This is a genomic window from Bacillus sp. GM2 (genome assembly GCF_056155945.1).
Genome location: NZ_JBRKSZ010000007.1, coordinates 174,379 through 196,944 on the forward strand (window position 1 = coordinate 174,379; position 22,566 = coordinate 196,944).

Here is a 22,566-nt window from a genome sequence, read left to right on the forward strand (position 1 = left end):
CATTTATGAGTGCCATTTCAACAGAAACGTTAAGCTTAGGTTATGGAGAAACAATCATTATTGATGAGTTAAACTTAACGATCCCAAAAGGTGAAATCACCGTATTTATCGGCAGCAACGGCTGCGGTAAGTCGACTCTCCTTCGGTCTCTCGCACGTTTGATGAAGCCAAAGGGCGGTTCAGTGCTTCTCGAAGGAAGTTCCATCGCCAAACTTCCGACGAAAGAAGTGGCAAAGGAGCTGGCCATTCTGCCTCAAGGCCCTTCGGCTCCGGAAGGCCTGACCGTTCTCCAGCTCGTTAAGCAGGGGCGGTATCCTTATCAAAACTGGCTGAAGCAATGGTCGGCGGAAGATGAAGAGGCCGTGCAAAAGGCTTTGAAAGCGACAAGAATGGAAGAACTGGCCGAGCGCACAGTCGATTCCTTGTCCGGAGGCCAGCGGCAGCGCGCCTGGATCGCGATGACGCTCGCTCAGGAAACGGATATCATTTTACTGGATGAACCGACGACATATTTGGATATGACGCATCAAATTGAAATTCTGGACCTTTTGTTTGAATTAAATGAACACGAAAAGCGCACGATCGTGATGGTGCTGCACGATTTGAACCTCGCCTGCCGCTACGCCCACCACCTCGTCGCGATTAAAGACAAAAAGATATATGCCGAAGGCCGGCCTGAATCCATTATCAACTGCAAGCTTGTGCAGGACGTTTTTGAAATGGACTGCGAAGTGACGAAAGATCCGCTTTTCGGCACCCCGCACTGCATCCCGTACGGAAGAGGAAGATGCATCGTCCAGCAGGTGGTTCAGTCCCATGCTTAATTTAACAAAAGAGGAGCTTGAGTCATTTCTTCGTTTTCGCCTTGGAACGAAGCAGACCGGCTCCTTATTCTCTGTTAAAGGAAACATGCTTCTTGATGAGGATTTTTTAGAACGTTATGTAGAAGATATGAAAGACTGGCTGAACGCTCCGAATCAAAAAGTTGCGGCTTCAATGCTCGTCAAGCGCAGCGGGATGCTTGCTGCGCTGCATTTCTATCTGTTTACGGTTTGCGGAAAACGCTTGCCAGCCGCTCCCGCTTCCGTGTCATGGGAGATAGAAGCCGATGATCAAGGGTGGACGCCGTCGTTTTATTTTCACAAAGGTGCTGAGCTTATCGAAGCGGATCGCACCGAAGAACTGAAAAAATTGACCGAGGATATCTTCAGGCGCCATCTTGGCGCCCTGATCGCAGCCTGTCGGCGGACATTTTCGATTTCAAAGCATATTCTTTGGGAAAATATTGCGGTTTATCTGTATTGGATGTATGACACGCTTCTGGAAGATCCGAAGCTCAAGGCGCGGGCGGCGCAAGATTTTCATTTTCTTCTTTATGAAGCTGAGCCCGGCCTTTTTGAAGAAGGGGCTGACGAAAACCCTCTCAAAAGGTTTTATCACGGACAGCACGCGGAGGATCGGACACGCACGACTTGCTGTCTGTATTATGCAACAGACAAAAACGGCGTCAAATGCAGGACATGCCCGAGAAATAAACGTAAAGAAAGGGTGTCGTGAGTGGAAAAACTAAAGGAGCAGCTGGACGGACTTGTTGAGAAATATACGGAGCTGCTTTTAGGCAAAACGGACGAAGAACTGAAAGAACAGGTGAAGATGTGGATCATCTACAGCCATATCGCCAAAAGCATGCCGTCCCTCGCCAAGCATTGGAACGGAGCTTATCCGGATGCGAAGCAGGAGATAAAAGAAGTCATCCGCCAGATTAAAGAACGAAATGAAGCGCACCGTGCGGCTAATCAAAAAAAATAAGCAGGGAGACTCCTCTGCTTATTTTTTGTTTATTGGTTTTGCTGATATGGCGACTGGTCTTGCAATGTAGAATGGAACTGCTGATAAGACTGCTGGATTTTCTGAGCATCTTCTGCCTCCACCTTGTACCATCCGTTTTGAAACATCACCTGGTACAATCTGCGCTGAACGTTTTGCGCCTCGTTAAACAGCGGCTGAACAGCCTGGTAAAGCGATTCATGGCTTAATTCATTAAGCGCTGTCGAGTATGCTGCCGTCATGTATTTTTCAGTTGTCAGCAGTTCGTTGACAAAATCCCTGTCATTCATCGCGCTCGTTTTCGGGACAGGAGTTTCCTGATTGCCGATTTTCTGTTGGTTTTGCTGATTCATCATTGACCTCCTATTGCATGTATGCTGACGGGTTTTGCGTTTGATTTTGACGAAGCTGCTCCAATATCACATTGTAATGGTGATGGTGCATTTGGCCGACCCTGTCGAGTTCTGTTTTAAGAGACTGATCCTGGCACTGCTCCGCCATAAAATGTGCTTTTTTCATCGCGAGCAAGTTCCAGTTCAGCATATCCGTCAAATACAGATGATCCTTTGTTGAAATGACCGGCGGCGGTGTTGTCATTCCTTGCTGTTGCTGCATGCGTCTGCCTCCTTTTAGCGTTTATTTTTAGATTTCCTAACACATCGGAAATTTATACCGGATGCTTAAAGGGGGCTTAGTGATCTTCAGGAACATCCATATTATGCTTTTTATATTGCTGGTTTTGGCTTGTTCGTTTTCCGCCCGCATTCGCCTTTTTATAATCCGGACCTGCATTGCCTTTTATGCTTGCGGCGCTGACTGCGGCAGAGGATGGATTTTTTCTTTCACGTACCAAGGCCTTCACCTCCTCTCTATTGGTTTGTCCCAAAAGCGGGGAAACATGTAACCGCGGCAAAATAATACCCGCTGAAAAAATTTCAGAAATTTTGCACCAAGTTATTGAACTCGCTTCCAAAATCTTTTAAGATGAAAGAAGACAGGAGAGTTTATTTTTTTGGAGCAAAAATGAATGAGTATTCATTCAAAGTGGGGGAGGATCTTTTCATGGTCAAGCATATTCGTAAAGCCGCCGTTATCGGTTCCGGTGTAATGGGTTCCGGAATCGCGGCTCACTTAGCCAATATCGGGATTCCTGTGTTACTGCTCGATATGGTGCCGCGTGAATTAACAGATGAGGAAAGAAAAAAAGGCCGCACCCTTGAAGACCCGGATGTGCGCAACCGGCTGGCACAGTCAGCCGTACAAAAGCTGCTAAAGCAAAAACCGGCTCCGCTGACTTCGAAGAAGAATATCAGCCGTATCACCACAGGGAACATGGAAGACGATTTTGAAAAAATTAAAGATGCCGACTGGATTATTGAAGTTGTTGTCGAAAAACTGGAGATCAAGAAGCAAGTGTTTTCAAAGGTCGATCAATACAGAAAACACGGAAGCATCGTCAGCAGCAATACATCAGGCATCTCCGTCAGGCAGATGGCGGAGGGAAGGTCCGCTGATTTCAAAAAGCACTTTTTAGGAACGCACTTTTTTAACCCGGCCCGCTATTTAAAGCTGCTTGAGGTGATTCCGATTGACGAAACGGATCCCGAAGTGCTGGCTTTTATGAAGAAATTCGGCGAAGACGTCCTTGGCAAAGGGGTTGTTGAAGCGAAAGACACACCAAACTTTATCGCCAACCGCATCGGAACCTATGGCTTGCTTGTGACGGTTCAGGAAATGCTGAAAGGCGGCTACACGATAGGCGAAGTCGATTCGATTACAGGTCCGCTGATCGGGCGCCCGAAAAGCGCAACTTTCAGAACGCTCGATGTCGTCGGGCTTGATACATTTTCGCACGTTGCCAAAAATGTTTATAACCAAGTCACTGATGAAGAAAAAAACGTTTTCCGGCTGCCTGAATTTATTGAACAAATGCTCGAAAAAGGCTGGATCGGAAGCAAAGCGAAACAAGGTTTTTACAAAAAAGAAGGAAAAGACATCCTTGAGCTCGATCCGATGACGATGACCTACAGCAAACGCCAAACATTAAAAACATCGGGACTTGAAGCGGCCAAGCAAATGAAAGGCACAGGAGCGAGATTGAAAGCGCTTATTTATTCAGATGACAGAGCGGGAAGCCTTCTTTGGAACATGACAGCTCCGACGCTTGTCTATTCGGCTGAGCTGACAGGGGAAATCGCTGACAGCATAACGGCGATTGATCAGGCGATGAAATGGGGGTTCGGCTGGTCGGAAGGGCCGTTTGAAATGTGGGACAGCATCGGTGTGAAAAACGCGGTGCAAAAGCTTGAAGCTGAGGGCTGGAAAGTCGCGGACTGGGTGAAGGAAATGCTCGCAAAAGGACATGAGACCTTCTACATTAAGGAAAACGGAAAGACGTTCTATTACTGTTTTGAAAGCGGCGAATACAGGGCGCTTCAAGAAAACAAGAAAACGATCCATTTGTCATCACTCAAAGAAACAAAAGGCGTCATCAAGAAAAACAGCGGGGCAAGTTTGATCGATTTAGGCGATGATGTTGCACTGCTCGAATTTCATTCGAAAAGCAATGCAATCGGCTTCGATATCATCCAAATGCTGAAATTCGCTCTTGAGGAAGTAGACGCCAATTATAAAGGACTTGTGATCGGCAACCAGGGCAAAAATTTCTGTGTCGGAGCCAATCTTGCGATGATGCTGATGGAAGCTCAAGACGACAACTATATGGAAATTGACATGATCATCCGTCAGTTCCAGGAGACGATGATGAAAGTGAAATACAGTACCAGGCCGGTCGTCGCCGCTCCGTTCGGAATGACGCTTGGTGGTGGGACTGAGCTTTGTCTGCCTGCAGCCCGTGTTCAAGCTTCAAGCGAGTCATACATGGGCCTCGTTGAAACAGGCGTCGGTCTGATTCCGGGCGGCGGAGGCAATAAAGAGCTTTATTTAAACTACTTGAAGGGGCTGCCTGAAGGCGTTAAACCGGACATCCAGGAGGCCGCCATCAAGACGTTTGAGACAATTGCCCTTGCAAAAACGTCGACTTCGGCTCAAGAAGCGAAAGAGCTGAACATCTTAACCGCAGAGGATCAAATCAGCATCAACCAGGATCACTTGTTATACGATGCTAAAAAACTCGTCCTGACGCTTTCCGAAAGCGGCTACCGTCCGCCGGTGAAAGAGAAAGTTCCGGTGACGGGCGAAACCGGCTATGCGGCGCTCCTGCTCGGTGCTGAATCGTTAAAACTTTCCGGCGCCATCTCTGAACACGACATGAAGATTGCGAAAAAACTGGCGTTTGTCATCGCGGGCGGCCGAGTTCCATTCGGCGCCGAAGTAACGGAAGAATACTTGCTCAATTTGGAAAGAGAAGCGTTTCTGAGCCTTGTGAGCGAACCGAAATCGCAGGCGAGAATGCAGCATATGCTTGTGAAAGGCAAACCTTTGCGTAATTAGGAGGGAAAATAATGAAAGAGGCAGTTATTGTATCGGGGGCGAGAACCCCGATCGGAAAAGCAAAAAAAGGCTCATTGAGGACTGTCCGTCCCGATGATTTAGGCGCATATGCGGTGAGAGAGACGCTGAAAAGAGCGGGCGGTTATGAAGGGAATATCGATGATTTAATCATCGGCTGCGCTACGCCGGAAGCCGAACAAGGCTTGAATATGGCGCGCAATATCGGCGCGCTTGCCGGTCTGCCGCACACAGTTCCGGCCGTTACGATCAACAGATATTGTTCATCAGGACTTCAATCAATCGCTTACGGGGCCGAAAAAATCATGCTTGGAGCTGCTGACACGATCATTGCAGGCGGCGCCGAATCGATGAGCATCGTGCCGATGATGGGTCATATCGTCAGACCGAACGCGGCTCTGGCGGAAACGGCTCCTGAATATTATATGGGAATGGGCCATACAGCTGAACAGGTTGCCGTCAAATACGGCGTTTCCAGGGAGGACCAAGATGCATTTGCCGTCAACAGCCATCAAAAAGCAGCCAAGGCGATCGCGGAAGGAAAGTTCGAAGATGAAATCGTCCCGGTGGACGTCACCGTCAGAGAAGTGGATGAACATCATAACCTGAAGGAGCGGACGTTTACTTTCTCTGCCGATGAAGGTGTACGCCCGGGGACAACCAAAGACGTTCTGTCAACGTTGAAACCGGCGTTTTCGGCAAACGGCTCGGTTACGGCAGGGAATTCCTCGCAGACGAGCGACGGGGCTGCCGCAGTGATGATCATGGACAGAGAAAAAGCGGACGCACTCGGGTTAAAGCCCCTCGCAAAATTTCGTTCGTTCGCAGTCGGCGGCGTTCCGCCGGAAGTGATGGGCATCGGCCCTGTGGAAGCAGTCCCAAGGGCGCTGAAGATGGCGGGACTTGAGCTGTCGGATATCGGTTTATTCGAATTAAATGAGGCGTTTGCATCGCAAGCGATCCAGGTTATCAGGTCGCTTGGAATCGATGAAGAGAAAGTCAATGTCAACGGCGGAGCGATTGCGCTCGGACATCCGCTCGGCTGCACGGGAACAAAGCTGACGCTGACATTGATCCACGAAATGCGGCGGAGAAGCGAGCAATTCGGCGTTGTGACGATGTGCATCGGCGGAGGCATGGGAGCAGCAGGGGTATTCGAATTAGTTTAATCACAAGGGGGATGGAACAATGGAACAAACAAAAGATCATATGAAAAAAGGCGGAGCCTTTCTGATCGAAGAGGTGACGGCTGATCAGCTGTTTACACCGGAAGATTTCACGGATGAACATAAAATGATCGCCAAAACGACTGAAGATTATATTCTCGGAGATGTTTTGCCATACATCGACGAAATTGAAGAGCACAATTTCGAACACTCTGTCAGGCTTCTGAAAAAAGCCGGCGAACTCGGGCTTCTCGGTGCTGACGTTCCTGAGGAGTATGGCGGACTCGGACTTGATAAAATCAGCTCGGCGTTAATCACCGAAAAATTTTCAAGAGCGGGGAGCTTTTCGTTATCGTACGGGGCGCACGTAGGGATCGGCACGCTTCCGATCGTATTTTTCGGAACCGAGGAGCAAAAGAAAAAGTATCTGCCGTCCCTTGCAACAGGGGAAAAATTTGCAGCCTATGCCTTAACAGAGCCGGGCTCCGGATCTGATGCATTAGGGGCAAAAACAACGGCCGTTTTGAATGAGGCGGGAACCCACTATATATTAAACGGTGAAAAGCAATGGATTACAAACTCAGCTTTTGCCGATGTTTTCATCGTCTATGCGAAAATAGACGGCGAACATTTTTCGGCCTTCATTGTGGAAAAAGATTACGCAGGTGTTTCCACAGGGCCTGAAGAGAAAAAGATGGGCATCAAAGGCTCTTCGACCCGCACGCTCATCTTAGACCAGGTTCAAGTTCCGAAAGAAAACCTTTTAGGCGAACCGGGAAAAGGGCATGTCATCGCCTTCAATATTTTAAATATCGGCCGCTATAAGCTCGCTGTCGGGACAATCGGCGCTTCCAAACGGGTCATCGAGCTGTCCGCTTCATACGCCAATCAGCGCCAGCAATTTAAGACGCCGATCTCAAAGTTTAGCTTAATCGGGGAAAAAATCGCCAATATGTCAGCCAAACTTTATGCGATGGAAAGCTCTGTCTATCGTACGGTCGGGCTGTTTGAAGACAAAATGGGCACCTTGAGCGAAGAAGAGCAAAAAGACGGGCGCCAGGTCGCAAAATCGATCGCTGAATATGCAATCGAATGCTCCCTTAACAAAGTATTCGGATCTGAAACGCTTGATTATATCGTTGATGAAGGCGTCCAAATCCATGGCGGTTACGGATTCATGCAGGAATACGAAGTGGAGCGGGCTTACCGCGATTCACGGATCAACCGGATTTTTGAAGGCACAAACGAAATCAATCGTCTCATCGTCCCGGGCACCTACTTGAAAAAAGCGATGAAAGGCGAGCTTCCTCTGTTTGGGAAAGCAAAGGCGCTTCAGGAAGAACTGATGATGCTCATGCCTGAAGAACCAGGTGACGGCGTTCTCGAACAGGAAAAGTATCTGCTGAGAAACGCCAAAAAGACCGCGCTCATGATCGCGGGACTCGCCGCGCAAAAATACGGAAAAGCGCTCGACCATGAGCAGGAAATCCTCGTTAACATCGCCGACATTGTCAGCCAGGTCTACGCGATGGAAGCAGCTATTTTGCGTACTGAAAAAGCCATCCAGGCAACCGGCGAAGACAAAAACGCCCAGAAAATTCTCTATACACAGATTTTTGCGCAGGAAGCTTTTCAGGAAATTGAAAGCCATGCCAAGGAGTCGCTCATTGCGATGGAATCAGGCGATTCGCTGCGCATGATGCTGTCCGCGCTCCGCAAATTGACGCGCTTTACGCCTGTCAACGTCATTGAGAAAAAGCGCCAGGCAGCCAAGGGAGTCTTTGAAGCTGAGAAATATATCGTTTAAACGAAAAGCCCTGCTTTAGGCGGGGCTTTTAAGCTGTTATAGAATCGAGCACGGTTTTAGGTTTTTCATTCGATCTGTGTTAAAATTACCTCGATTAAATGAGAGGGGTGTATGTATGGCTTTGGATTTTTACTGGTATCCGAAATGCGGGACATGCCGCAAAGCGAAAAAATGGCTTGAAGACCACGGCAAAGAAATCAATGGGATACATATCGCAGAACAGCCGCCAAGCAAGGAAAAACTGAAAGAACTCTACGAGAAAAGCGGGCTTGAATTGAAGAAGTTTTTCAACACGAGCGGCCAAAAATACCGCGAACTCGGTTTAAAAGACAAGCTGCAAAGCATGTCTGAAGATGAGCAGCTGGAACTGCTGGCTTCGGACGGTATGCTGATCAAACGCCCGATTACGACAGACGGCAGTAAAGTAACGGTCGGTTTTAAAGAAGATCAGTTTAAGACATACTGGTTATAACACATCAAAATATGATATCTTCAATGTAGGATCGATTAAAACACTTTATGGAGGGGTTAGCATGAGCACACCGAAAGAGTTGCGTTATTCAGAAGAACACGAATGGGTGAAAACAGAAGGAGATAAAGTCAGAATCGGCATTACAGACTTCGCCCAATCCGAACTTGGAGACATCGTATTTGTCGAGCTTCCTGAAGTGGGAGACGAAATCAAAGCGGACGAGCCTTTTGGCAGCGTTGAATCCGTAAAGACCGTTTCTGAGCTGTATGCCCCGATCAACGGAAAAGTGGTCGAAGTGAACGAAGATCTGGAAGACAGCCCTGAATTCGTCAACGAGTCTCCGTATGAAAAGGCATGGATGATTATCGTCGAGCCGTCAGATGCTTCTGAAATCGAAAATCTGATGACAGCCGAGCAATATGAGGACATGATAAAAGAAGACTAAGGATTATTCAGGATAGCCATGTGTCGTTTGGATACTCTATATCAAGAGGGGGTGTCCAAATTGACGCTGAAAAAAGAACGTATTGATATTACAGAACATGTGGAAAGCCGATTGAAAAACGGCGGAATGCAGCTGTACCATGAGAATGAGCTGATCGGCCGAATGACCGGCAAGGATCAATACGAGTTGAAATCTGGATATTCATTCCAAGACGAAAGATTTTACAAAACGGCGGATACCGTAAGCGGTCCGGATGCTAAATATGTAGACTGTGATGACCACCAAGGCTGGTGTTAATCGAGTCAGGCGGTGAATATTCACTGCCTTTTTTTACAAGTAAATCATTAAAGGTGATCATATGCCGGAAAATGAAAAAGTCATGATCGTCGAAGGGAAATCAGATAAGCAAAAAGTGAAGCATGTCATCGAAGAGCCCGTGGACATCATTTGCACAAACGGAACGATCAGCCAGGCAAAACTCGATGAATTCGCCGAGACGCTGTTTGATAAAGACGTTTATATCCTGGTGGATGCCGATGAATCAGGGGAAAAGCTCCGCCGTCAGCTGATGAGGGAGCTCCCCCAAGCTTCGCATCTATACATCGATAGGGTATACAAAGAAGTCGCTTCCGCCCCGAGTCAGCATGTTGCAGAAGTATTATTTCGTTCAAACATCCGGGTACATACAAAATATTTATTATAAAACGTATTGAGGTGCGGTTTAACAGATGCAAGAACTTCAAGAAAAAGAGCTGACACGGCTTGAACATGAGACCTGTCTTCTATATGTATACACGCCGTTCTGCGGAACGTGTCAGCTGGCCGGAAGAATGCTGGAGGTCGTTGATGAAATGATGAAGGACATTCCTTTTTATAAAAACAATCTCAATTACTCCCCGTCATTTGCCAAACAGCAGGAAATAGAAAGCGTCCCGTGTTTTATCCTTTACAAAAAAGGGCGAGTCGTCAAAAAAGAATACGCTTTTCACTCCGTTTCCTACTTATATGATACGATTAAACAAAATGTTGTGGATTAAGGGCGGTTTTGACATATTTCTCGGGAAATAACCAGCAAAAACTTGTCGAGCAATTCCTAAAGGAACTCCTGCAGCAGACAGAGAATCTGTAAGTATGACCAATTTACAGGAGGTTATACAGTTGGAGAAAATGGGATTGATAGAAAGAGAGGGCAAGGCTCTTTTTTTAAAACCTCTATTATCTACAACGGCTTTGCTGATTACGTTTCAAGGAGAGAAAGAAGCTTTTACGTTAGCAATCAACGAAAAAGGGGAAATGGAAAAATATTCTCCTGTAGAAAAAGCTCATTTGACCTTTTTTGGAGAGCAAAGCGAGATTATTGACCTTCTTCATGGCGACATTTCATTGCAGCATCTCGTACAGCGCGGCACTGTTAAAGTAAAAGGCTCTTTTAGAGCTTTATTGAAGCTTGAAGCGATTTTATGGCTGACGGACGGCTTCTTTAAAAACAGCGATCTTTATTCATAGACTTTTTAAAAATTCAAAAAATCGGCACATTCCGTGTATTAGTCAGACAGGGACGGGCGTTTACGCTCGTCTCTTTTCGCCGTAGGACGATTGTCTTACGAAAAATAGTTGACAACTATTTTTTCGCATGATATCCTACTTTAAGAATTCCGATCATAATAATCAAAAAATAAATATATGTTTCTCTTATCCAGAGAGGTGGAGGGAAGTGCCCTATGAAACCCGGCAACCATCAACACGTGTTGAAATGGTGCCAATTCACGCGAAGCGTTATGCTTTGAAAGATGAGAGAAAGGCCCAGACTTTTCCAAAGCCTTTCTGCTCATGTGTGCAGAAAGGCTTTTTTCGTTGATTGATCAGGAATTTAGACAACTATGAGAATTGAGCAAGAAAGCAGGTGATGGCTTTTGATAAATCTTCAAAATGTTTCAAAGATTTATCGGTCAAAGCATGGAGATGTCAATGCTGTCCAAGATGTCACCCTTACGATTAAAAAAGGTGAAATCTTCGGAATTATTGGATATAGCGGAGCCGGAAAAAGCTCCTTGATCCGTCTCTTGAACGGACTTGAACAGCCGACTTCAGGCACGGTTGAAGTAGCCGGCAGAAAAATCAGCGAGATCAAAGGGAAGAAGCTGAGGAAAGCAAGGCAGGAAATCAGCGTGATTTTCCAGCATTTCAACCTGTTATGGTCGAGAACGGTGCGCGACAATATTGCGTTTCCGCTGGAGATCGCCGGTGTCAGCAAAGCAAAACGTCTGGAAAGAGTCGCTGAACTGATTAAGCTTGTCGGTCTTGAAGGCAAGGAAAACGCCTACCCTTCACAGCTGAGCGGAGGCCAAAAGCAGCGCGTCGGCATCGCACGGGCGCTCGCAAACAATCCGAAAGTTCTGTTATGCGATGAAGCGACATCAGCGCTTGATCCGCAGACGACTGATTCGATTCTGGGTCTTCTGTCCGATATCAATGAAAGGCTCGGACTGACCATTGTCCTGATCACTCATGAAATGCATGTCATCAGGAAAATCTGCCACAGAGTGGCCGTCATGGAAAACGGAAAGGTCGTAGAAGAAGGCGATGTACTGAACGTCTTCATCAAGCCGAAGGAAGAAATGACAAAGCGCTTTGTTCAGCAGGTAACAGAACCGGTGGAAACAAAGGAAACGCTGAAGCATTTCCTCGAAGAAACGACATCCGGGCGGACGATCAAGCTCACTTTCGTCGGCGAAGCGGCCGAATCGCCGCTGATCACGCAGATCATTCGGAAGTTCGATGTTGAAGTCAACATCCTTCAAGGCAAAATCTCGCAGACTCAGGACGGTGCATACGGTTCATTGTTCATACATGTCGACGGACGTGAAAACGAGGTCAATGACGTGGTCGATTTCATCAAGAGCCGCCAGGTAGAAGCAGAGGTGATCACGAATGTTTGAAAAACTGTTTCCAAACGTAGATATGGAGCAGCTGTGGGAAGCAACGTATGAAACGATATATATGACAGGAATTTCCCTATTGTTTGCTTTTATCATCGGAGTGATTCTCGGTATGCTGCTGTATTTGACTTCAAAAGGAAACATTTGGCAGAATCGGGTCGTGAACGGTGTCATCTCGGCAATCGTCAATGTGTTCAGGTCTATTCCTTTTATCATATTGATTATTTTGCTGCTCGGTTTCACAAAGTTTTTAATGAACACGATCCTGGGACCGAATGCCGCACTTCCGGCTTTGATTATCGCATCCGCTCCCTTCTATGCCCGCCTGGTTGAAATCGCTTTGCGCGAAGTTGATAAGGGCGTGATTGAAGCGGCGAAATCGATGGGAGCCAAAACATCGACGATCATATTTAAAGTGCTCCTGCCCGAATCGATGCCGGCCTTGATCTCTGGCATTACGGTTACGGCGATTGCACTGATCGGTTCGACGGCGATGGCCGGAGCAATCGGGTCAGGCGGACTCGGGAACCTTGCCTATGTAAACGGTTTTCAGATGAACAATCCCGATATTATACTGATCGCCACTATTTTCATCTTAGCTATTGTGTTCATCATCCAGTTTATCGGGGATTTTATAACAAATAAATTAGACAAACGTTAGGGAGGACATCAACATGAAAAAAGGTTTATTAACAGCTTTATTCATCATTTTTGCAGGCGTTTTGGCCGCTTGCGGATCTTCCAGCAGCGAAGGGGATAAAGACAGCAAAGTCATCACAGTCGGAGCGACGCCGACGCCTCACGCTGAAATCCTTGAAGAAGCAAAGCCGCTTTTGAAAGAAAAAGGCTATGAGCTTAAAATCAAAAATTTCACGGACTACAAACTGATCAACAAAGCGCTTGCAACGAAAGATCTCGATGCGAACTATTTCCAGCACGTCCCGTATCTTGAACAGGAAATGAAAGAAAATAAAGATTATGATCTTGTTAACGTCGGCGCGGTACACCTTGAGCCATTCGGCATTTACTCTAAAAAGTATAAATCTTTAAAAGACCTTCCTGACGGTGCAAAAATTATTATGAGCAACAACGCAGCTGAACAGGGCCGCATGCTTGCAATGCTTGAAAATGCCGGACTGATCAAGCTGAAATCAGGCATTGAAAAAGTGGATGCGACAGTAAAAGACATTGCAGAAAACAAGAAAAACCTCAAAATCAAAAATGATGTGGCGCCTGAAATGACAGCAAAAGCATACGAAGCCAATGAAGCTGACGCAGTGTTCATCAATGTGAACTACGCGATCCAAAACAAGCTGAATCCGAAAACTGATTCAATCGAACTTGAGTCTCCAAAAGACAATCCTTACGCTAACATCATCGCCGTCCGAAAAGGCGACGAAGATTCTGACAAAGTGAAAGCTCTGATGGACGTATTGCGCTCTGATGACATCAAAAAGTTCATCGACAAAAAATATGAAGGCTCTGTCATTTCTGTTTCTGAGTAAATGAAAGAACACCCCGGTTTCAAAGAAAACCGGGGTTTTTTCGCGTATTTTTTGAAAAGAGGCTCATAATAAAAAAAGACTACCAACTGAAAATGGAGGAACAAAACGTGAATCAGCATGAATCAGAAAGCATTATCGAATCTGCACTGCATGAATATAAAGCAGGGATCGGCATCTTTTCCGAAAAAATGCCCGGAATTGCCGCCAAATACAACGAATTTACCGAGGAATGCTTTAAAAAAGGCGCGCTCAGCGAAAAGGATAAGCAGCTGATCGCACTGGGCATCAGTGTGAATACTCAGGATGAATATTGCATTATTTATCATATCAAGGGCTGCCTGGATTGCGGAGCGTCGGAGGAAGAAATTCTTGAAGCAGTCGGCGTAACTGCGGCATTTGGCGGAGGCGCGGCCATGAGCCAAGCTGTCACACTCGTTCTGCAGGCGATGGAAGAATTCCAGCAAATGAAGCATTGATTTTTCGTCCGTGAAAGCATATTGAAAGCACACACATTTTTGCAGAGTTTGTATATAACTGGTACTATGTAAGAAAATCTCTGAAAGGATGATTCATTATTTGTTCAAGCCAAGATCAGCTTGACCTTGAATTCACGGCCGAAATGGAAAAAGCGATGCACAAGTCGCATGGAATGGGGTACGAAGAGTACAGCAGAAGCCATGTGAACCGGCTTGAAGTTGAGAAAAGACGTGAAAAGCAGTATCAAAAAAGCAAGCAGATCGTATCAGACTTACCCATGATCGGATAAAACGCGAGGGGGGCGGATGTGTCGATCCGTCCTTCTCCATGTTCTTAAAAGCCGCTTGACCATAATTAAAGGAAAAGGTAAAATTTAAATATGAATACATGATCATATACTGATTTAAGAGGGGGATTTAAAATGGCTCATTCTCACGGACATACAGGTCACAGCCACCATGGCAGCCGATCAGCAAATCAAAAAGCGCTGTTCATCAGCTTCGGTTTGATTTTTACTTTTATGATAATTGAAGTGATAGGCGGGATATTGACGAACAGCCTCGCTTTGTTGTCAGATGCGGGACATATGCTCAGCGACGCTGCAGCGCTTGGATTCAGCCTCTTGGCGTTTAAAATTGGGGAAAAGGCTGCAACTGCGAGCAAAACATTCGGCTACAGGCGCTTTGAAATTTTGGCTGCGTTTATCAATGGGATCACCTTGCTTTTGATTTCACTTTATATTTTTTGGGAAGCGTACAACCGCTTTTTCAGCCCGCCGGAAGTCGCCGGCAGTGGCATGCTCGCAATTGCAACGGTTGGTCTGTTCATCAACATTGCTGCAGCCTGGATATTAATGAAAGGCGACACAAGCGGGAATTTAAACATGCGGAGCGCTTTATTGCACGTCATCGGCGATATGCTGGGATCTTTCGGCGCGATTATCGCAGGCCTCCTCATGATTTTCTTCAATTGGAATATCGCCGATCCAATCGCAAGCACCGCCGTCGCGGCTTTGGTTCTTGTTAGCGGGTGGCGGGTGACGAAAGACTCGGTGCACATATTAATGGAAGGAAAACCGAAAGACATTGATGCGGAAGCGCTTAAAAACGGCTTGCTTTCCATTCCGTCAGTAAAGGAGGTTCACGATCTCCACATTTGGTCGATCTCATCTGATATGCCGTCATTAAGCTGCCATATCGTGGCAGACGAAAACAGTGACAGGGATAGAATCTTAAAACAAGTATCAAAATATCTAAGGAAAGAATGCAACGTGGAGCATGTGACGGTCCAAATAGAAGGGGAGCGCTGTTCCCGTCATGAATCGTGCAGCCTGGGATCAAATCGTTCCCGCTCGTAATTCGCGCTGTTTGTCGATAGCTTGTTGATTGCAAGGTGCGCATCTCTCGTCCGGGAAGTTTTCTTACCCCAATCTCTTTAAGAACAAAACGTTTTTTGTTAAACTTGAGAACATGTACACGAAAAGATAGGAAGACTATTGTTGTATTCACTTTTCATTTGTTATAAAATTAGAATGAGAATAAATTGAGAATGATGATTATATATATTGGAGGTATATTTCATGGCTGCTTCGACATTAACAATCAAAGATCTTCACGTTGAGATTGAAGGAAAAGAGATTTTAAAAGGTGTAAACCTTGAAATAAAAGGCGGGGAATTCCACGCTGTAATGGGACCGAACGGAACGGGTAAATCAACTTTATCCGCGGCGATTATGGGTCATCCTAAATACGAAGTAACAAAAGGAAGCATCACGCTTGACGGCAAGGACGTTCTGGAAATGGAAGTGGACGAGCGCGCTCAGGCCGGCCTGTTTTTGGCTATGCAGTATCCGAGTGAAATCAGCGGTGTTACAAACGCCGATTTTCTCCGTTCAGCGATCAACGCGCGCAGAGAAGAAGGCGACGAGATTTCTTTAATGAAATTCATCCGCAAAATGGACGAAAACATGGAATTTCTTGAAATGGACCCTGATATGGCGCAGCGCTACCTGAACGAAGGTTTCTCAGGCGGTGAGAAAAAACGCAACGAAATTCTTCAGCTGATGATGATCGAACCGAAAATCGCGATTCTTGACGAAATCGATTCAGGTTTGGATATCGACGCCCTTAAAGTCGTTTCAAAAGGAATCAACAAAATGCGCGGCGAGGACTTCGGCTGCCTGATCATCACGCACTATCAGCGCCTCTTGAACTACATTACGCCTGACCACGTGCACGTCATGATGCAGGGCCGCGTTGTGAAATCCGGCGGACCTGAGCTGGCGCAGCGCCTTGAGGCTGAAGGATATGACTGGATTAAGCATGAGCTTGGAATCGAAGACGAAACTGTCGGTCAAGAAGCGTAAGCGTTAGGGGGATAAACATGACATTGGAAACAAAACTATCTGTAGATCGGGAATATGTCAAAAGCTTCTCTGAGAAGCACCAGGAACCGGCATGGCTGCAAGATCTACGCTTAGAAGCGCTTGAAAAAGCCGAAGATCTGCCGCTGCCGAAACCTGATAAAACGAAAATTACAAATTGGAATTTTACACGGTTTGATAAGCATACTGTAGAAAATAAACCGCTTGATTCTTTGGATGATCTTTCAGATGAGGTCAAATCGCTGATCGATCTTGGAAATGAAGACAAAACGCTTTATGTCCAAAGAGACCAGACGCCGGCTTACCTTTCTCTTTCAAAGGAGCTGCAGGATAAAGGCGTCATCTTTACAGATATTCATACTGCGTTCCGCGAACACGGCGAGCTAGTCAAAAAATACTTTATGAAAGACGGCGTTAAAGTCGATGAGCATAAATTAACGGCATTGCATGCAGCCCTCCTGAACGGCGGAGCCTTCCTTTACGTTCCGAAAAACGTCGAACTGGAAGCGCCTGTGCAAGCTGTTTATGTCCATGAAAGCAATGATACAACGCTTTTCAACCATGTACTTGTTGTTGCTGATGACAACAGTGCAGTCACATATGTAGAAAACTACATCAGCACTGTGAACCCTAAGGAAGCGGTCTTTAACATCGTGTCAGAAGTGATCACAGGCGCGAATGCCCGCGTGCAATACGGTGCGGTCGACAACCTTTCCGCAGGGGTGACGGCTTATGTCAGCCGCCGCGGAACTGCACTCGGACGCGACAGCAAAATTGAATGGGCGCTCGGTTTGATGAATGACGGAGACACCGTTTCTGAAAACACGACAAATCTGCATGGAGACGGCACATTCGGCGATACGAAAACGGTTGTCGTCGGCAGAGGAGAACAGACTCAAAACTTTACAACGCAAATCATTCATCACGGAAAGCATTCAGAAGGCTATATTTTAAAACACGGCGTTATGAAAGATTCCGCATCTTCGATCTTCAACGGTATCGGAAAAATCGAGCACGGCGCGTCAAAATCAAATGCAGAGCAGGAGTCACGCGTTCTTATGCTGAGTGAAAAAGCGCGCGGCGACGCAAACCCGATCCTATTAATCGATGAAGACGATGTAACGGCAGGACACGCTGCATCTGTCGGCCGCGTCGATCCGGTTCAGCTCTACTATTTGATGAGCCGCGGAATTCCTAAAGAAGAAGCAGAGCGCCTCGTCATTTACGGCTTCCTCGCACCGGTTGTCAATGAACTTCCGATTGAAGGCGTGAAGAAGCAGCTGGTCTCTGTGATTGAAAGGAAAGTAAAATAATGAATGCTAAAGATATTCGCGAACAGTTTCCGATTCTCAGCCAACAGGTCAACGGACACGATCTCGTTTATTTGGACAGCGCGGCCACCTCGCAAAAGCCGCGCGTCGTCATTGAGACGCTTGATGAGTATTACAACTCTTACAATTCCAATGTCCATCGCGGCGTCCATACATTAGGAACGAAAGCAACGGATGGATATGAAGGAGCACGTGAGAAGGTCAGGAAGTTTATAAACGCGAAATCGATGCAGGAAATTATTTTTACAAGGGGTACGACAACGGCCCTGAACACGATTGCGCTCAGCTATGCCCGCGCAAACCTCAAGCCCGGTGATGAAATCGTCATTACACCGATGGAGCACCATGCGAATATTATTCCGTGGCAGCAGGCTGTCAAAGCAACCGGCGCCACGCTGAAGTACATTCCGCTTCAGGAAGACGGAACCATTTCCTTGGACGATGTCAGGGAAACGGTGACGGAAAATACAAAAATCGTCTCGGCTGCGCATGTTTCAAACGTTCTCGGTACAATCAACCCGATTAAGGAAATAGCCAAAATCGCGCATGACAACGGCGCGGTTATGGTCGTAGACGGTGCGCAAAGCACGCCTCACATGAAAATTGACGTCCAGGATTTGGACTGCGATTTCTACACGTTTTCAGCCCACAAAATGTGTGGTCCGACCGGGATCGGGGTATTGTATGGAAAAAGAGCATTGCTTGAAAACATGGAACCCGCAGAATTCGGCGGAGAAATGATCGATTTTGTCGGTCTTTACGAATCGACTTGGAAGGAGCTGCCTTGGAAATTCGAAGCCGGCACACCGATCATTGCCGGCGCGATCGGATTGGGAGCGGCGATTGACTTCCTTGAAGACATCGGACTTGATGAAATATTAGCGCATGAACACCGTTTGGCGGCATACGCGCTGGAGCGCTTTAAAGAGCTTGAAGGCGCTGTTGTCTATGGTCCGGCCGAACGTGCAGGACTCGTGACGTTCAACCTTGAAGACGTTCATCCGCACGATGTGGCAACCGTGCTGGATGCAGAAGGGGTCGCCGTCAGAGCCGGCCATCACTGCGCGCAGCCTTTAATGAAATGGCTGAACGTCTCCGCCACTGCAAGAGCGAGCTTTTATCTGTATAATACGGAAGAAGACATCGACAAACTGATTGAAGCTCTTCAGAAGACAAAGGAGTATTTCACAAATGTCTTTTAATGTGAACTTGGATACACTGTATCGCCAGGTGATTATGGATCACTATAAAAACCCGAGAAATAAAGGGGTTTTGAATGACAGCATCGTCGTTGACATGAACAACCCGACATGCGGTGACCGGATCAGGCTGACGATGAAGATAACGGACGGTAAAGTAGAAGATGCAAAATTTGAAGGCGAAGGATGCTCAATCTCAATGGCTTCTGCGTCTATGATGACACAGGCGATCAAAGGGAAAGACGTGGAGACCGCCCTTCAAATGTCACGGATCTTTTCAGATATGATGCAGGGCAAAGACTACGACGATTCGATTGATTTAGGAGATATTGAAGCTCTGCAAGGCGTTTCAAAATTTCCGGCCCGAATTAAATGCGCAACATTGTCATGGAAAGCCCTCGAAAAAGGCGTTTCCAAAGAAAACAGCGATAACGAATAAAGATTGGAGTGAAAATGGATGGCTAAGAAAATGCCGGATATCGGCGAATATAAATACGGTTTTGCCGACAAAGACGTTTCCATTTTCCGTTCAGAGCGGGGATTGACAAAAGAAATCGTTGAAGAAATTTCACGCATGAAAGAAGAGCCACAGTGGATGCTCGACTTTCGCTTGAAATCTCTTGAACACTTCTACAATATGCCAATGCCGCAATGGGGCGGAGATTTAAACTCATTAAACTTTGATGAAATCACATACTATGTAAAGCCTTCTGAGCGTTCAGAAAGATCATGGGACGAAGTGCCTGAGGAAATCAAACAGACATTTGACAAGCTCGGAATCCCAGAAGCTGAGCAAAAATATTTGGCCGGTGTATCCGCGCAATATGAGTCAGAAGTCGTTTACCATAACATGAAAGAAGACCTTGAGTCTCAAGGGATCGTCTTCAAAGACACAGACAGCGCCCTCAAAGAAAATGAAGACATTTTCCGCGAGCATTGGGCAAAAGTCATCCCGCCGACTGACAACAAGTTTGCGGCCTTGAACTCTGCGGTATGGTCCGGCGGATCATTCATCTACGTGCCAAAAGGCGTAAAAGTTGATACTCCGCTGCAAGCATACTTCCGCATCAACTCAGAAAACATGGGACAGTTCGAACGGACGCTGATCATCGTCGACGAAGGCGCTCACGTTCACTATGTAGAGGGATGTACAGCACCTGTTTATACAACGAACTCCCTTCACAGCGCGGTTGTTGAGATCATCGTTAAAAAAGGCGGATACTGCCGCTATACAACGATTCAAAACTGGGCGAACAACGTCTTCAACCTTGTGACAAAGCGTGCGGTCTGCGAAGAAAACGCGACAATGGAATGGATCGACGGAAACATCGGCTCCAAGCTGACAATGAAATATCCTGCCGTTATCCTGAAAGGCGAAGGCGCGCGCGGCATGACGCTTTCTATCGCTCTTGCAGGAAAAGGACAGCATCAGGATGCCGGTGCGAAAATGATTCACCTTGCACCGAATACGTCATCCACAATCGTTTCAAAATCGATCTCAAAACAAGGCGGAAAAGTCACATACCGCGGAATCGTCCACTTCGGACGCAAAGCCGAAGGCGCCCGCTCAAACATCGAATGCGACACGCTGATCATGGACAACAAATCAACTTCTGATACAATCCCATACAATGAAATTTTGAACGACAACATTTCATTGGAGCACGAAGCGAAAGTATCAAAAGTATCTGAAGAGCAGCTCTTCTACTTGATGAGCCGCGGCATTTCTGAAGAAGAAGCAACAGAAATGATCGTCATGGGCTTCATCGAGCCGTTCACAAAAGAACTGCCGATGGAATACGCGGTTGAGATGAACCGTTTGATCAAGTTCGAAATGGAAGGGTCTATTGGTTAACCCTTGATACTAAAGGGGGTGATCAGATTTCGATTTGATTGCACCCACAAAACACCCACAAAATTTTATATGCTTGTGTACCGCAGATACAAATCCATTGCTTGGTCTTCAATCTTTTTGGTGACATGGAGGTATGTATCTGCGGTCATTTTTATACTCGAATGTCCTAGCCTTTCTGATACATATTTAATATTAACGCCGGCTTCAAGAAGGTGAACCGCATGACTATGTCTAAGAGCGTGTGGGGACAGAATAGGTAAACCAGCCCTTTTACACACTTCTTTGAAATATTCTCTGACAACATTTGTCCGAAGCCAGCGACCGTCGTGTTGAAAAAATATAATATTCGTTTCCGGCCTTTTATAATTTTTGTATTTCAGAACGACCTCATTCCGATTGATTTTATGCTTTTTCATAATATGGGCCGTGTTCTCATCAAGTTTGATGGTTCGTAAACTTGCTTTTGATTTTGGTGTGGAAAGGTATGGTGTTGAATTAGTTGGATAAACCAGTGTCTTGTTGACTGTAAGGGTGTTTTCTTCAAAGTTTATGTCATCCCAGGTTAATGCCAAGGCTTCACCAATGCGTAGACCGGTCCGCGCTATTAGAGAAAAAAGCGCATAATACTGTATTGAATGTTGATACTTTGATTTTTTTTGAGGCTCCTTTATTTTGTTAAGGAACTTGTTCAATTCTTCTATAGTAAAGAATTTAATTACCTTGTTAGTCATTGTGTCTTTTGGAATATTGATCCTTGTTACGGGATTTTCCCGAAGGATTCTGAATTCGTATACCGCATCGTTGAGTGCGGTGTTCATAATGCTGTGAATCCTTCTCACTGTTCCTTCACTATAGTGCCCCTTCAATTCATTGATCCATTTTTGATATTCATTTCGATTAATTTCTTTTAATTTATAGTCGCCCCACCGTGGGAGAATGTTTAATCTCACATTCCTTTCTTGAAGGGAATAGGTGATCGGTTTGACATTTGGTTTTTTGTATATTTCCAACCAACTTTCAAAATAGGTGTCAGTTTTTTCGTCACCATCTTCGGCGAAACCGTAATAATCAATCTCCATTTCAACTTGTGCAGCTGCCAGTTGTGCTTCTTTTTTTGTTTTAAAACCACGTTTTGATTTTTCTTTGTATTTATTTGATTTCCTATCCTTATACCGTATCCGATATTCCCACGATCCGTTAGTGTGCTTTCTAAAACTGGCCATCTTTTTTCACCTCTCAAGAAACGTACGTTCGATTTTTGGTGTAAAAATTTTTAGATTCAGGTTGGATAAAACTAATTTCTCAGGGATTCCGTATTGTTCAATTGCTTTCCTTACGGTGACGCAGCCATTAAAGGATGAGAACAACAAATTAATTGCGAAAAAATTCGCTTCCAACTCGATTCGATCTGTTGAAAATAGAGTCTGCCTTTTTAAAAAAGGAGTGTTTACGTCTGGATGAAAGATCGCATGACCTAGTTCATGGGCGCAAATAAACTCCTTACTATGTTCATTCGCATTCTTATTAATGTGGATGACCTTAACTTTAAAATGTCTACTGTAATAGCCCAAGGCTTTTCCTAAGTCTTCATATACCACTTCAATTCCTAATTCTTTTGCAATTTTAAATGGATTGTTTGTTTCAAATTTTTTTGTTATTGATTTGATTTTTGAAGTAATTGACTCCACA

28 protein-coding genes and 1 riboswitch are annotated in these 22,566 nt (G+C 45.9%); of the genes, 23 read left to right on the forward strand and 5 right to left on the reverse strand.

All coding sequences use genetic code 11. The features are described 5' to 3' along the window. Positions 1-5: 5 nt before the first annotated feature. Genes ACVC9U_RS01650 through ACVC9U_RS01660 form a run of 3 tightly spaced genes read left to right on the forward strand, consistent with a single transcriptional unit; the run spans position 6 to position 1,809 of the window. On the forward strand, positions 6-824 hold the full coding sequence (locus ACVC9U_RS01650) for an ABC transporter ATP-binding protein (protein WP_020452888.1): 819 nt from the start codon (positions 6-8) through the stop codon (positions 822-824). Next, a complete protein-coding gene (locus ACVC9U_RS01655; RefSeq protein ID WP_075751339.1) occupies positions 817-1,557 on the forward strand; it encodes an IucA/IucC family C-terminal-domain containing protein in 741 nt (246 codons plus the stop codon). The genes ACVC9U_RS01650 and ACVC9U_RS01655 overlap by 8 nt, the downstream gene beginning before the upstream one ends. Beyond that, positions 1,558-1,809, forward strand: a complete 252-nt coding sequence (locus ACVC9U_RS01660; protein ID WP_075751338.1) for a YusU family protein — start codon at positions 1,558-1,560, stop codon at positions 1,807-1,809. Between the two features lie 29 nt (positions 1,810-1,838). Here ACVC9U_RS01660 and ACVC9U_RS01665 read toward each other — a convergent pair whose 3' ends face one another. The 3 genes from ACVC9U_RS01665 to ACVC9U_RS01675 form a co-directional block, all read right to left on the reverse strand. Continuing rightward, positions 1,839-2,180 (reverse strand): spore coat protein, encoded by a 342-nt coding sequence (locus ACVC9U_RS01665; RefSeq protein ID WP_009329552.1) that lies wholly within the window; start codon positions 2,178-2,180, stop codon positions 1,839-1,841. 10 nt (positions 2,181-2,190) lie between these two features. Beyond that, the gene (locus ACVC9U_RS01670; protein WP_075751337.1) at positions 2,191-2,442 is read right to left on the reverse strand and encodes a hypothetical protein; all 252 of its coding nucleotides are present in this window, start codon (positions 2,440-2,442) and stop codon (positions 2,191-2,193) included. Between the two features lie 76 nt (positions 2,443-2,518). After that, a complete protein-coding gene (locus tag ACVC9U_RS01675; protein ID WP_075213790.1) occupies positions 2,519-2,680 on the reverse strand; it encodes a YuzL family protein in 162 nt (53 codons plus the stop codon). A gap of 209 nt (positions 2,681-2,889) precedes the next feature. Between ACVC9U_RS01675 and ACVC9U_RS01680 the strand changes: the two genes are divergently transcribed. The 20 genes from ACVC9U_RS01680 to sufB all read left to right on the forward strand — a co-directional run bounded on the left by ACVC9U_RS01680 (position 2,890) and on the right by sufB (position 20,877). Then, positions 2,890-5,280: a 3-hydroxyacyl-CoA dehydrogenase/enoyl-CoA hydratase family protein gene (locus ACVC9U_RS01680; protein ID WP_075751336.1), complete on the forward strand. Its 2,391-nt coding sequence runs from the start codon at positions 2,890-2,892 to the stop codon at positions 5,278-5,280. A gap of 11 nt (positions 5,281-5,291) precedes the next feature. Then, positions 5,292-6,467 carry an acetyl-CoA C-acetyltransferase gene (locus ACVC9U_RS01685; protein ID WP_075751335.1) on the forward strand — a complete coding sequence of 392 codons (1,176 nt, stop codon included), beginning with the start codon at positions 5,292-5,294 and terminating at the stop codon, positions 6,465-6,467. Between the two features lie 19 nt (positions 6,468-6,486). Continuing rightward, positions 6,487-8,271 (forward strand): acyl-CoA dehydrogenase family protein, encoded by a 1,785-nt coding sequence (locus ACVC9U_RS01690; RefSeq protein ID WP_075751334.1) that lies wholly within the window; start codon positions 6,487-6,489, stop codon positions 8,269-8,271. Positions 8,272-8,386: 115 nt separating this feature from the next. Then, positions 8,387-8,743 carry an arsenate reductase family protein gene (locus tag ACVC9U_RS01695; RefSeq protein ID WP_003185068.1) on the forward strand — a complete coding sequence of 119 codons (357 nt, stop codon included), beginning with the start codon at positions 8,387-8,389 and terminating at the stop codon, positions 8,741-8,743. Between the two features lie 61 nt (positions 8,744-8,804). Continuing rightward, complete coding sequence (gene gcvH / locus ACVC9U_RS01700; protein WP_020452879.1) at positions 8,805-9,188, forward strand: glycine cleavage system protein GcvH; 384 nt, start codon at positions 8,805-8,807, stop codon at positions 9,186-9,188. A gap of 60 nt (positions 9,189-9,248) precedes the next feature. Next, a complete protein-coding gene (locus tag ACVC9U_RS01705) occupies positions 9,249-9,485 on the forward strand; it encodes a YusG family protein (RefSeq protein WP_020452878.1) in 237 nt (78 codons plus the stop codon). 61 nt (positions 9,486-9,546) lie between these two features. Then, positions 9,547-9,891, forward strand: a complete 345-nt coding sequence (locus tag ACVC9U_RS01710; protein WP_020452877.1) for a toprim domain-containing protein — start codon at positions 9,547-9,549, stop codon at positions 9,889-9,891. 25 nt (positions 9,892-9,916) lie between these two features. Then, entirely contained in the window at positions 9,917-10,225 is a 309-nt protein-coding gene (locus ACVC9U_RS01715) for a thioredoxin family protein (protein WP_075751333.1), read from the forward strand. A gap of 121 nt (positions 10,226-10,346) precedes the next feature. Beyond that, the gene (locus tag ACVC9U_RS01720; protein ID WP_003185057.1) at positions 10,347-10,694 is read left to right on the forward strand and encodes an SCP2 sterol-binding domain-containing protein; all 348 of its coding nucleotides are present in this window, start codon (positions 10,347-10,349) and stop codon (positions 10,692-10,694) included. 183 nt (positions 10,695-10,877) lie between these two features. After that, positions 10,878-10,985, forward strand: a riboswitch (SAM riboswitch). Between the two features lie 116 nt (positions 10,986-11,101). Then, positions 11,102-12,127, forward strand: coding sequence for a methionine ABC transporter ATP-binding protein MetN (metN, locus tag ACVC9U_RS01725; protein WP_075751332.1), 1,026 nt, complete (start codon positions 11,102-11,104; stop codon positions 12,125-12,127). Next, positions 12,120-12,788 carry a methionine ABC transporter permease gene (locus ACVC9U_RS01730; RefSeq protein ID WP_003185053.1) on the forward strand — a complete coding sequence of 223 codons (669 nt, stop codon included), beginning with the start codon at positions 12,120-12,122 and terminating at the stop codon, positions 12,786-12,788. Before metN ends, ACVC9U_RS01730 begins: the two co-directional genes overlap by 8 nt. A 13-nt stretch (positions 12,789-12,801) precedes the next feature. After that, positions 12,802-13,632, forward strand: a complete 831-nt coding sequence (gene metQ, locus ACVC9U_RS01735) for a methionine ABC transporter substrate-binding lipoprotein MetQ (protein WP_020452873.1) — start codon at positions 12,802-12,804, stop codon at positions 13,630-13,632. Between the two features lie 92 nt (positions 13,633-13,724). Further along, positions 13,725-14,108, forward strand: coding sequence for a carboxymuconolactone decarboxylase family protein (locus tag ACVC9U_RS01740; protein ID WP_031305044.1), 384 nt, complete (start codon positions 13,725-13,727; stop codon positions 14,106-14,108). A gap of 143 nt (positions 14,109-14,251) precedes the next feature. Beyond that, a complete protein-coding gene (locus tag ACVC9U_RS01745; protein ID WP_020452871.1) occupies positions 14,252-14,398 on the forward strand; it encodes a YuzK family famiily protein in 147 nt (48 codons plus the stop codon). Positions 14,399-14,530: 132 nt separating this feature from the next. Then, positions 14,531-15,466 carry a cation diffusion facilitator family transporter gene (locus ACVC9U_RS01750; RefSeq protein ID WP_048350182.1) on the forward strand — a complete coding sequence of 312 codons (936 nt, stop codon included), beginning with the start codon at positions 14,531-14,533 and terminating at the stop codon, positions 15,464-15,466. A gap of 222 nt (positions 15,467-15,688) precedes the next feature. Next, complete coding sequence (sufC, locus tag ACVC9U_RS01755; protein ID WP_020452869.1) at positions 15,689-16,474, forward strand: Fe-S cluster assembly ATPase SufC; 786 nt, start codon at positions 15,689-15,691, stop codon at positions 16,472-16,474. Between the two features lie 17 nt (positions 16,475-16,491). Then, positions 16,492-17,805 (forward strand): Fe-S cluster assembly protein SufD, encoded by a 1,314-nt coding sequence (gene sufD, locus ACVC9U_RS01760; protein ID WP_048350181.1) that lies wholly within the window; start codon positions 16,492-16,494, stop codon positions 17,803-17,805. Next, entirely contained in the window at positions 17,805-19,025 is a 1,221-nt protein-coding gene (sufS, locus tag ACVC9U_RS01765) for a cysteine desulfurase SufS (protein ID WP_048350180.1), read from the forward strand. Before sufD ends, sufS begins: the two co-directional genes overlap by 1 nt. Continuing rightward, a complete protein-coding gene (gene sufU / locus ACVC9U_RS01770) occupies positions 19,015-19,461 on the forward strand; it encodes a Fe-S cluster assembly sulfur transfer protein SufU (RefSeq protein ID WP_003185039.1) in 447 nt (148 codons plus the stop codon). The genes sufS and sufU overlap by 11 nt, the downstream gene beginning before the upstream one ends. 18 nt (positions 19,462-19,479) lie before the next feature. Beyond that, positions 19,480-20,877 carry a Fe-S cluster assembly protein SufB gene (gene sufB, locus ACVC9U_RS01775; RefSeq protein ID WP_003185037.1) on the forward strand — a complete coding sequence of 466 codons (1,398 nt, stop codon included), beginning with the start codon at positions 19,480-19,482 and terminating at the stop codon, positions 20,875-20,877. A 65-nt stretch (positions 20,878-20,942) separates the two neighbouring features. On the opposite strand, the gene ACVC9U_RS01780 is transcribed toward sufB, so the two are convergent. Together ACVC9U_RS01780 and ACVC9U_RS01785 are read right to left on the reverse strand one after the other, a co-directional pair. Next, positions 20,943-22,100 carry a site-specific integrase gene (locus ACVC9U_RS01780; protein WP_095259981.1) on the reverse strand — a complete coding sequence of 386 codons (1,158 nt, stop codon included), beginning with the start codon at positions 22,098-22,100 and terminating at the stop codon, positions 20,943-20,945. Positions 22,101-22,106: 6 nt separating this feature from the next. Further along, on the reverse strand, positions 22,107-22,565 hold the full coding sequence (locus tag ACVC9U_RS01785) for an ImmA/IrrE family metallo-endopeptidase (RefSeq protein WP_441390067.1): 459 nt from the start codon (positions 22,563-22,565) through the stop codon (positions 22,107-22,109). Position 22,566 lies beyond the last annotated feature (1 nt).